We start from the raw sequence: 10,758 nt of genomic DNA on the forward strand, positions 1-10,758 counted from the left end.
CTTTCAACCTGACGGGTTTGCCAGCTTCGCTGGGCAAACAAAAAAGTCGCCAAGCGCGACAAAGCCCAATTGAAAGAACGGGTATTCGAACTGCTCGAGCAAGTAGGCCTCACTCCGGCCAAAGAAACGGCGGAAAAATTTCCCCATCAGCTGTCGGGCGGTCAACGTCAGAGGATAAACCTGGCGCGTAACATCGCCGTGGGTGCGGAAGTGGTACTCGCCGACGAGCCGACCTCGATGCTGGATGTATCGATTCGTGCCGGCGTACTTAACCTGATGGAAGAGATGAAAGTGGAGAAGCAAATGTCGCTGCTCTACATCACCCATGATATCGCCACCGCGCGTTACATTGCTGAAGACTTAGCAGTGATGTACGTCGGCCATATGGTCGAATGGGGCGACACTGAAGAGATTATTCATCGCCCTCAACATCCTTACACCCAGCTTTTGGTCTCAGCGGTACCCGACCCGAGCAAATCCATTCACGAGGAACTAAAGGGCAACAAGGGTGAGATCCCCCTATGGACACCGGATTCCGTCGGCTGCCCTTTTTCCGGCCGCTGCCCGCATGCCACCGCTAAATGCACCGAGCAGCTACCCGGCGTGACCAAGCTCGCCGACAACCACTACGTGCGCTGCTATTTGTACGAGCAATAGCGACCAATAAGGATACCATCATGCAAGTGCTGACCAATCACATCGGCTACTCGTTACACGGTGACAAATACGCGGTGATCGTCAGTGACAGCGACCGCCTCACCGGCACCCCCGTGGCACTGATTTCTCTGCCCCCTCTTAAGGGGACAGGCACATTTAACACTGCCGATAAAACTGCCTCCTCTTCTGGGGATGGGGACAGACACTTTAACGATGCCGCAGAAGATGCAAAAAAAAGTACCGGAAAAAGTACCGGGACAGACACTTTTTTTCGTGTTCGTGGGACAGACACAGTACCACTCGATAACGTGGTGGCGCAGTTTGAGTTACACCAAGGCACACAGTTAAGCAACTGGCAGATGGGCACGGCTTATACGCTCGATTTTTCTGCCTTTGCACATCGCGGACGCTATCAACTCGTGCTATTAACAGACACACCGCTATATTCCCATCCGTTTGAGATCACGGATAATTGCCTGTTTCACACCACGTTTTCCGATCTGCTCCATTACTTTAAATCGCAGCGGTGTAGCGGTATCTATGAACACGCGGATCAGCGCGCCAAGGTATTTGGCTCTGATGAACGCGTGGATGTGTCCGGCGGTTGGTACGATGCCTCTGGCGATGTGAGCAAATACCTGAGCCACCTTTCCTATGCCAATTACTTTAATCCGCAACAAATCCCGCTTTTGGCTTGGGGGCTGGCCGATCTTGTCAGCCAGTTTAGCTCGGACACGCTCCCCGCATTTATGCGCACGCGCTTAGCCGATGAAGCGAAACACGGCGCCGATTTTCTTCTCCGTATCCAACACCCCAGTGACTTTTTTTACATGACGGTGTTTGATCAATGGTCGAAAGACCCGGAGCGCCGCACCCTTTGCGCTTATGAGACGCAAGATGGAGTGATGCGTGAGGCTTACCAAGCCGGTTTTCGGCAAGGCGGCGGCATGGCGATTGCTGCCCTTGCCGCCGCCAGCCGAGCCCCGCTTTGCGCCGAGCCTGACCAACAAACACGCTATTTAGACGCCGCCATTCGCGGCTACTGGCATTTGGTTGAACATAACCATCGTTACCTCGATGACGGTAAGCCCAACATCACTGACGAAACCTGCGCCCTTCTCGCCGCATGCGAGTTACATCACGCCACTCGGCAATCTACCGAGGAGCAACCTACCGGGGACAGTCACGCTTATTTAACGGGACAGGCACCTTTAGGTTCTGGGGACAGACACATTAGTGCGAACGGTGACTGTCCCTTCTTGAGCGAGGCTCGAGGCTGGATGCAAAAGCTGGTCGCACGGCAGCGCAGTGATGATACTTGCCAGTATTATTGGTCAGCAAATGCTGATGGCGACCGCCCGTTTTACCATGCCGCTGATGCCGGTCTGCCCGGCTTAGCATTAGTTCGCTATCTCGATATAGAGACCGATCCTCACCACCAAGCTATCGCACAAACAGCATTGGAACGCGCCTGCCAGTTTGAGCTCAACCTAACACAAACCGCTGATAATCCATTTGCGTATCCGCGTCAGTACGTCAAACCCATCGATGGCATCAAACAGGTGCGTCATTTTATTCCTCACCACAATGAAACCGGCTATTGGTGGCAAGGCGAGAATGCACGCCTGGGTTCACTGGCGACCTTTGCGTGTCATGCCACGCGCCATATTCATGACGATGCGCTGAATACTGCCCTCCACACCTTTAGCCAACGGGCGCTTAATTGGATCCTCGGTTTAAACCCATTTGATATCTGTATGCTCGATGGACATGGCCACAACAACCCAGATTACCTACCGCACTTGGGGTTTTTTAATGCCAAAGGGGGGATCTGCAATGGCATTACCGCAGGGATGGAGGATGAAACACAGGTTGCATTCAACCCCGCACCATATTGCGATGATATGGCGCAAAACTGGCGATGGGGCGAGCAGTGGTTGCCACATGCAAGCTGGTTTATGCTCGCCATCAGTGCACAAACACTGATTGGCAACGGCCACTCGAACAAGGAGAACGCGTGATGACTTACCGCCTCGATCTTAGTGTGATCAACGAGTATCCCAATGATACCCCGCCACGTAGTCGAATGGGGTTAACCTTACATAATCTCACCGACCGTTCGTTGGAAGCGCTGTCCATTGCGGTACTGTTTGATCGCTTCATCAACCCCAATACCCTGTCACAAGGCAGTATTGAGCAAGTTGGCAGCTATTGCGTCATTACACCGGCGCATCAAACTCTCGATGCCAATCAAAGCTTATACATCGAGTTTGATGCCCACACGCCGCCATTGCGGTTCCTTTGTGCGGGCTTTAAAGATGCACTGCTCTATGCCAATGGCGAGCAATATTCAGTGATGCTCACTCCCATTAACTTGGCACACACTCATACCACACGATCAACGATTCCAGATGTTCATCCCGCAGAGCACGCCATTATTCCGGTGCCCAAATCAGTGCGCCACCAGCCAGGGTACTTTACGCTTTCACCCACAACACCGTTAATCGCGGTGGATTCACAGGCCCTTCCCGCCGCGCAGTGGCTAAGCAACGAATGGGTTCGCATGTATCCGCAAGCTGATATTGCACTCGACCCACGCCACCAAGATGCGGTCACTGGCGATCATGCCATTATCTTACGGCCTTTACCCGACTCTGCACTTCGAGATATCGCACACCGTGATGAGGCCTACCAGCTCACCGTCACCGACCAAGGCGTGGTGATCCAAGCCCGTTCTGAGCGCGGGTTTATTCACGGCTGCGCATCGCTATTACAGCTTTGCCAAGAGCAAGATACACAGCTTCGAATACCGGCAATAAAAATCAGCGATGCACCACGCTTTGCTTACCGAGGGATGATGCTCGATTGCGCGCGCCATTTTCATTCAGTCGACACGGTAAAGCGACTGATTAACCAATTGGCCTATTTTAAGTTCAATACCTTTCACTGGCATTTAACCGACGATGAAGGCTGGCGACTGGAAATTAAAGCCCTGCCTGAATTGACGCGCTATGGGAGTCAACGCGGCCCCAATACCTGTCTTGCTCCGCAGTTCAGTCACATTGCAGAACGTCACGAAGGCTATTATCGCCAAGAAGAAGTACGTGACGTGATTGAATACGCCGCAGCCCGTGGTATTACCGTCATTCCTGAAATTGATATTCCCGGCCACTGTCGCGCAGCCATCAAAGCGCTGCCTGATTGGCTACACGATGCCGACGACCGCTCGACTTACCGCAGCGTGCAGCACTACACCGATAACGTATTATCGCCAGCCCTCGATGGCACGTATCGATTTTTAGATACGGTATTAAGTGAAGTCGCCGAGCTTTTCCCCGCCTCATGGGTCCATATTGGCGCCGATGAAGTCCCTGACGGGGTATGGACGGATAGCCAAATTTATCGGGACAGACGCATGAAAGGAGAAACGACCGCTTCGCTACAGGGACAGATACTGACCTATGCGGAGCAAAAGCTACGCACCTTGGGCAAACGTATGGTTGGCTGGGAAGAAGTTCAGCACGGCGATAAAGTGAGCAAGAATACCGTGATCTATTCATGGCAAAGCGAAGACGCCGCACTGCATTGTGCGCAGCATGGTTTTGATGTGATTTTAACCCCCGGTCAGGCGACCTATCTCGATATGGTGCAAGACTATGCTGCCACCGAGCCTGGCCTCGACTGGGCGGGCGTCACGCCATTAGAAAAAGCCTACCAATATGAGCCGCTGGCAAGTCTTGCCAGTGACGATCCCGCCCGTGAGCATATGCTAGGCGTACAATGTGCACTTTGGAGTGAGCTGATCACCAATCAGGACAGGCTCGATTACATGGTATTTCCAAGGCTTACCGCCATTGCGGAAGCGGCTTGGAGCCACAGTGAGCGCCGTGACTGGCTCGATTATCTGGCCAGACTCAAAGCGCAATTACCGCGTTTAGACAAGTTCGGTATTCAATACCGTTCCCCTTGGGCATCGAACAAGTAGGCCGAATTCGCCCACCTGGCAGCGCCTCCTGCGCTGCCAGCTCTTTGCGCTCGCATCCCATCTGTTTATAATGCCCAGCCATTGTTGTCAGTCTGAGAGTGTTTCCGGCATGCTACGCCAAGAAATTAATACCCTACTCACCCCTATTCATGGTTTTCTGCACTGTCAAACCCCCGACAGTTGGATTGAAGCGGCCACTCAGCCTGACAATCAATCGATTCTTTTGCGCGATCACGCAAACTGCGAATTAAAAGCCAGCCAAACCGCGATGTGGTTGATCCGTAAATATGCGGTTGACGCGGCGAGTGGCGAGCAACTGCTGGCATGGGCCAAACCCTATGAGGACTTTGTCTATCGCGGCGTTCGCGATGGGATCTTCCACGGACGCAAAAACGGTCTCAGTGCACCTTTAACCCCCAAAGCGGGTTTTGCCCACGGCCAAGCCTTGATTGATAAAATGGTCCGGTTAATCAAAGAAGAGTTTCATCACTTTGAGCAAGTGATTGAAATCATGGACGCACGCGGCATTCCCTATCAACCGTTAGAAGCAGGTCGCTACGCCAAAGGATTAATGCGCGCGGCACGTACTCACGAACCGGCAACCTTGGTCGATAAACTGATTATTGGCGCCTACATTGAAGCACGCTCCTGCGAGCGCTTTGCCAAAGTCGCCCCACACCTCGATGATGAACTACAAAAGTTCTACATCTCGCTACTGCGCTCGGAAGCACGCCATTATCAAGATTACCTGACGCTCGCAGAAACCATCGCCGGCGAAGACATTCGCGACCGCATTCAAGCCATCGGCGAGCGCGAAGCCGAGTTGATCCAAGCGCCCGACAGCCAATTCCGCTTTCATAGCGGCGTTCCTGCCTAACTTCTCTTTACAGGGACAGGCACTTTTAATTTCCATAATTTCTTGCGAGGACAGGCACCGCTACGCATATCCCTAATCGGTTTCCTTTCCAATGATTTCCTGTGGGGACAGACACCTTTACGCATGTCCCTACTGAGTTTCCTTTCCAAGGACTTTCCAAGGACAGGCACTTTTAGTTATCGCCGGAGACAAACATCCTTTGGTGACTTGTCCTGGTAGCTTCCCGTTGTTTATTGCTCTATAGCCCGCCTGTCCCCGTTATTTTATTTATTGAGACAGACGCTTCTAGTAACTAACTAATCTCACAGTTACAGTATTTCTTGTACTGTCACGAAACCCCGATCTAGAAAAGATGAAGGCTGTTCATTTATACAGTAATCTCTACTCGTACCTAGATGCTAAGAGGGACCGACGATGACCAAAGCTCGCGCATCGCAAATAAATTTGGCTGCCACACCCTACTATCATTGCGTCTCACGCTGTGTACGCCGCTCGTATTTGTGCGGCTATGATGCTCAGTCGCAAAAAAGTTATGAGCATCGTCGCGCATGGATAGAAACGCGTTTACTCGCATTAGCCAAAGCGTTCTGTATCGATATTTGTGCTTATGCCATTATGAGCAATCACTATCACGTTGTTTTGCATATCAACGCAAACGCGGCTCAGTCTTTGACCAACATCGAGGTTATTGAACGCTGGCTAGCCTTTCATCAAGCGCCTGCGCTTATCCAACGTTTTTATCAGGGTGAATCGCTCTCTCACTCAGAGCGAAAAGCGTGTCTTCGCATCATTGAGAGCTGGCGCGAACGTTTAATGTCTGTCAGCTGGTTTATGAAGCTGCTCAATCAATATATTTCGACGCAAGCGAACCGGGAGGATAAATGCTCAGGGCACTTTTGGGAGGGACGCTTTAAAAGCCAAGCTTTATTAGATGAAAAAGCTCTCGCTGCGGCGATGGCCTATGTCGATTTGAACCCAGTGCGAGCGGGTATTACCAAACAGCCTGCGCATGCCAATTACACATCGATTAAAAAGCGCGTTGAATCACTCAAGCAAAATAAAGCGACACCAGCCGGCTTATTTCCCTTCGTTGGCAACCCAAGAAAGTCGATGCCCGACGGTATTCCTTTTCGCCTTATGGATTATTTAGCTCTGGTAGAATGGACGTGCTATCAGGGTCAGAACGCTAATTCACTCCCGAGACCACACCTACTCACACAGCTGAACATCTCGCGTGAAACCTGGTTAAGTACATGCTCTCACTTAGAAGGCGGGAATATCGTAGGTTCACTATCGAGTGTTCAGGGGGTATTGCCGACACTCGGTCTACAGCGCATGACCGGCATCATGCTCTAGAGTCGGTCCGGCTTGTCGTTAAGTGCATCCCAATAACGTAAACACCAAATAAGCTCGCTAAGGCCTCATCCAATCCAATAAGCCAGCATCATTATCAATACAAACAACACACCCATCGCTTTTAAGAGCGGCTTTAGCCCTTTTGCTCCACCTTCCGGGGATTGATTACAGCATCCCATATTATCTCCTGACCGTTTTTCCAGAAGAATAAGCCTTCCAGTAACAGGAAGGTAAAGAGACATTCAGGTTTGATTTTAGATCTTGTTGGGACAGGCACATTAGTAATGCTGATAATTGTCCCAGATAGCACGGTTCAATCGATACCAGACATATCAGACGTACCGTGTCTGTCCCAACAAAAGACAGTCGTGTTTCAGAGTGATTTTTTGTACGCTTAAACAATTAATTAATCTCAACCTAGGCCAAGAATATGGAACTGCCACCTTCTGCGCAAGCGCTCCTTGAGGCTATCCAGCACAACATGCCCATTACCGACATCAGCCGAGAACAACACCAGCTAATAAACGGTTCACCAGAGTCGTTTATTGCCGCGCTACCGATTGGTCTATCACGATCAAAGACATTCGACGAACGCCAAGAGGGGCTTTTTGTCGATTACTTTTCACAAATGGCCAATGACCTACGTATTTACTCGCGTAGTAATGACGTCTCTGAAATCATCAATATCGCGAATGAAATCCTCACTAACGCGCTTGAGCTAGACGATGCTCAAATTAACTTGGTGCTTACCAGAGAAATCATCAGATGCATGAAACACCATAAGCTGCATGTCGACGATGCGATCATTATGAAAGTGCGTGAGCGCAGTCAGCAGCCGATCACTGAGCAACAAGAACAATTGGCACAAGACCCTGAAAAGGTTACCGAGCATCTCATCGCCGATCTCAATAAATTCGGCGTAGACACTGGGCTTGCTTTTTGTCAGTTTGTGGGCGGTGAGCTTATCTTTTTCACCGAACAGGAAGTTCAAGGGCTTCTCACGATGATAAGCCATCAACCTTGGTCAATTGATGCGCTTTTGCTTTTGAGCCTCAATGCCGATCCTAAGATCGCCAACACCGCAGCGAGTGTACTCAGTAGCCTTCCAGCAAAAAGATGGGAGTCCCTTGGTCAGCGTCAATACCTAACCCTGATCCAGCGCTTTGGTCACGATAGCGTAAAAAATCACCTACCAGCGTGGCAAAAATCAGCCATGCAATACGGCAAACAAACCGAAAAACATCAGGTGACTGAGCTTTGTCTGTCCTATCCAGACGGCAACCACGCCATACTATTTAATGGGCTACTCATCAACCCAACAACTAAACATGCGCATGTTTTCGGGGGCGTCTTCCGCTTAGGTTTCGGTTTAGTGGATAGCTACTTTGATGCCAATCCCGTCGACACCGTACAATATAAAAAAATGACCGCAGAAATGGACAGCACAGTTGAAGCTATTCAATGCGACCCTGGTATCTTGCGACACATACTTTGTTGGGCCCTAGACGAACAGCATGAGGCCTTCGAGCCTGACACGCTACATATGCTTGCGCTTTTCCCGTCACAATGGACCGAGCCGCAACCGTTCTCATTAGATAACCTTGCCTCCACGTGCAATTTCCCAGGTGAACATCCGGATGTGATAGCACGAGGACATCTATCCAGCAAACTGTTAGTCAATATCCCATTGATAGAGACATGGACGATCGCTGAATCGATCGACCCAGCCCTGGAGACCATACGCAAAGTCCGGAACCGCTATTATCTCGAACACCCTGAACCCTATATCAAAGCACTCGCGTTGAGTGGGCTGATCACGCATTACAGCAAACAAGAAATCACACCGTTCTCACCGAGCAACCTATTTATATTTGCCGCAGCGTATGCGTTGCAAGCACCTGATCGCATGAGAAAAACCTTTCCGCTTTTCGACCAGCTCACAGAGCTGAGTATACAACAGCAAGCGGAGTATCACCCGATGGCGCACGGCCCGCAGGAAATAGAACGTCCCCAAGGCATCGTACTGCACATTGAGCTCGATAATAGCCGTCCCAAAATATGGCGCCGTTTTACCATTTCAAACGCCTTACCTTTTATCGCGCTACACGATTGCATTCAGGCTATTATGGGTTGGGAGCACCAACACCTTGCCATGTTCATCACACCCTTTGGTCATATTGACCTTGACGATGAATCCGATACCCAAGCGGCGTATTTACCCATTGGGGCAGTACTGCAAGACCCCGGAGACACCATCGCATATGTGTATGATTTTGGCGATGACTGGCGCCACACCATCACCCTTGAGAAACTAAATACCCGCAATTGCACGCAGCCTAAAGTCACGGCAGGTAATGGCGCCTGCCCACCCGAAGACTGCGGCGGTATAGACAGATACAAAGACCTACTCAAACTCTCAAGACGCGCTCCACTCAACGACGATGAGCGAGAGATCCTGGACCTCTTTAACATGCAGGACTGGGACGCAAAACACTTTGATAAGAACGAAGTGAATCAGAGATTAAAAGAAGAAGTACCACCTATTTTCGACTAGGTAGATCGTGGGACAGACACTTTAGATACTTTAGTGTCTGTCCCAATAAGCTCTCGCCAATTAGCGACTAAAGTGCCTGTCCCTCCAATGGTCCCTCCAATGCTCTCATACCCACTAATACACTGTACTCAGAAATCTGGACTCTGTATCCTAGTGGCTATAAACATCTATCAAGGACAACAACGATGTGGTATCTCATTTATTCGCAAGACGTCGAGAACAGTCTACCGCTACGCAAGCAAGCGCGTGACGCACACCTTGAGCGCTTACACCAACTGGAAAAAGAAAACCGCTTGATGATTGCCGGGCCAAACCCTGCCGTTGATAGTGACGAGCCAGGCGAAGCTGGGTTTACGGGCTCGACCGTTATTGCCTGGTTTGAGTCACTATCAGCCGCAAAGGCATGGGCCGACAAAGACCCTTATGTTGCTGCTGGCGTCTATGCAGACGTGACCGTTAAACCTTTCAAAAAAGTGCTTCCTCAGGATCCAGCCTAATGCGATTAATAAAAGTATTGATGATGACTGGCCTTGGGCTAATACTGACTGCTTGTAGTAGCACCCAGCATGATCAAGCCGCAGAAGCCGCAATCCAACGTGCCGATATGATTGCACAGTTACTACCGATGGATATTGAAGGCTACTCGCTCGTTCGCGCTCGTGCGCAAGATGCCATCATCGAGCTGACGCTTCTGGAGAAGAATGCCAAAAAAGCACCGGGGCAGCTCTTTTCCGGCTTAAAGCGTCGTTATTGCGAGGATAACGATATCCGCAGTATGTTAGACAGTGGTATCAGCTATACCATTTTGGTTCGCGACACCCGTGGTCGACAAATCCTCAATAGCGCCATTACTTCACCAAGCTGTGCTAGCTAGAAAAGATAGGGGGCTCGGTTGAGGCCCCTCCACCCGGCAAAACTAAGAGACATTTACCTGTGATAGCCGCCTTGCTCTATATTGTGACGGTTGGTTTTTATCTCTTTACCAACTCTCAGAAAACCTCACTCAAGGAAGCGGTCATTTGCATGGCCGTCATGGCGATTTATTGTTTTTGGCACCTCACTATTCCACCTTTTGCTGCCACCCCTAATTTTTACACAGAAAGAGCGTTTGGTGTCGTGCCATTTGTTTCGATGTGGGCAATCCTATTCCCACACTTTGCTATCAATCAAAACCCCACGGTTACACGCATCTTAGGTTGGATTGGGCTTGGTGCGATGACGATTATTCTCGCGATTTTTAAGCTATTTGTTTGGTAATTTGTCCATCCCTTCCCTGCACTCTCTGAAACAGAATTAGAGCAGTGAAAACGGGACATCCCACTCCACCGG

Annotated in this window: 8 protein-coding genes and 1 pseudogene; all 9 read left to right on the forward strand. The window is 50.4% G+C overall.

Annotation, left to right across the window (positions count from 1 at the left end):
- Nucleotides 1–36 precede the first annotated feature (36 nt).
- Nucleotides 37–657 (forward strand): annotated as a pseudogene (locus C7A19_RS02650) (ABC transporter ATP-binding protein); the annotation flags it as partial.
- A 20-nt stretch (nucleotides 658–677) separates the two neighbouring features.
- A complete protein-coding gene (locus tag C7A19_RS02655; RefSeq protein ID WP_162300235.1) occupies nucleotides 678–2,678 on the forward strand; it encodes a glycoside hydrolase family 9 protein in 2,001 nt (666 codons plus the stop codon).
- On the forward strand, nucleotides 2,678–4,642 hold the full coding sequence (locus C7A19_RS02660) for a family 20 glycosylhydrolase (RefSeq protein WP_116644087.1): 1,965 nt from the start codon (nucleotides 2,678–2,680) through the stop codon (nucleotides 4,640–4,642). Before C7A19_RS02655 ends, C7A19_RS02660 begins: the two co-directional genes overlap by 1 nt.
- 109 nt (nucleotides 4,643–4,751) lie before the next feature.
- Nucleotides 4,752–5,519 (forward strand): tRNA isopentenyl-2-thiomethyl-A-37 hydroxylase MiaE, encoded by a 768-nt coding sequence (gene miaE, locus C7A19_RS02665; RefSeq protein WP_116644088.1) that lies wholly within the window; start codon nucleotides 4,752–4,754, stop codon nucleotides 5,517–5,519.
- Between the two features lie 414 nt (nucleotides 5,520–5,933).
- A complete protein-coding gene (locus C7A19_RS02670; protein WP_077600268.1) occupies nucleotides 5,934–6,875 on the forward strand; it encodes a transposase in 942 nt (313 codons plus the stop codon).
- Nucleotides 6,876–7,305: 430 nt separating this feature from the next.
- Nucleotides 7,306–9,429, forward strand: a complete 2,124-nt coding sequence (locus tag C7A19_RS02675; RefSeq protein WP_116644089.1) for a plasmid pRiA4b ORF-3 family protein — start codon at nucleotides 7,306–7,308, stop codon at nucleotides 9,427–9,429.
- Between the two features lie 185 nt (nucleotides 9,430–9,614).
- Nucleotides 9,615–9,926: a YciI family protein gene (locus C7A19_RS02680; RefSeq protein WP_116644090.1), complete on the forward strand. Its 312-nt coding sequence runs from the start codon at nucleotides 9,615–9,617 to the stop codon at nucleotides 9,924–9,926.
- Nucleotides 9,926–10,303 (forward strand): type II secretion system pilot lipoprotein GspS-beta, encoded by a 378-nt coding sequence (gspS2, locus tag C7A19_RS02685; RefSeq protein WP_116644091.1) that lies wholly within the window; start codon nucleotides 9,926–9,928, stop codon nucleotides 10,301–10,303. The genes C7A19_RS02680 and gspS2 overlap by 1 nt, the downstream gene beginning before the upstream one ends.
- A 59-nt stretch (nucleotides 10,304–10,362) precedes the next feature.
- Complete coding sequence (locus C7A19_RS02690; protein WP_116644092.1) at nucleotides 10,363–10,686, forward strand: hypothetical protein; 324 nt, start codon at nucleotides 10,363–10,365, stop codon at nucleotides 10,684–10,686.
- The last annotated feature ends 72 nt before the right edge of the window (nucleotides 10,687–10,758 follow it).

Source organism: Salinivibrio sp. HTSP (genome assembly GCF_003390965.1).
GTDB lineage: Bacteria > Pseudomonadota > Gammaproteobacteria > Enterobacterales > Vibrionaceae > Salinivibrio > Salinivibrio kushneri.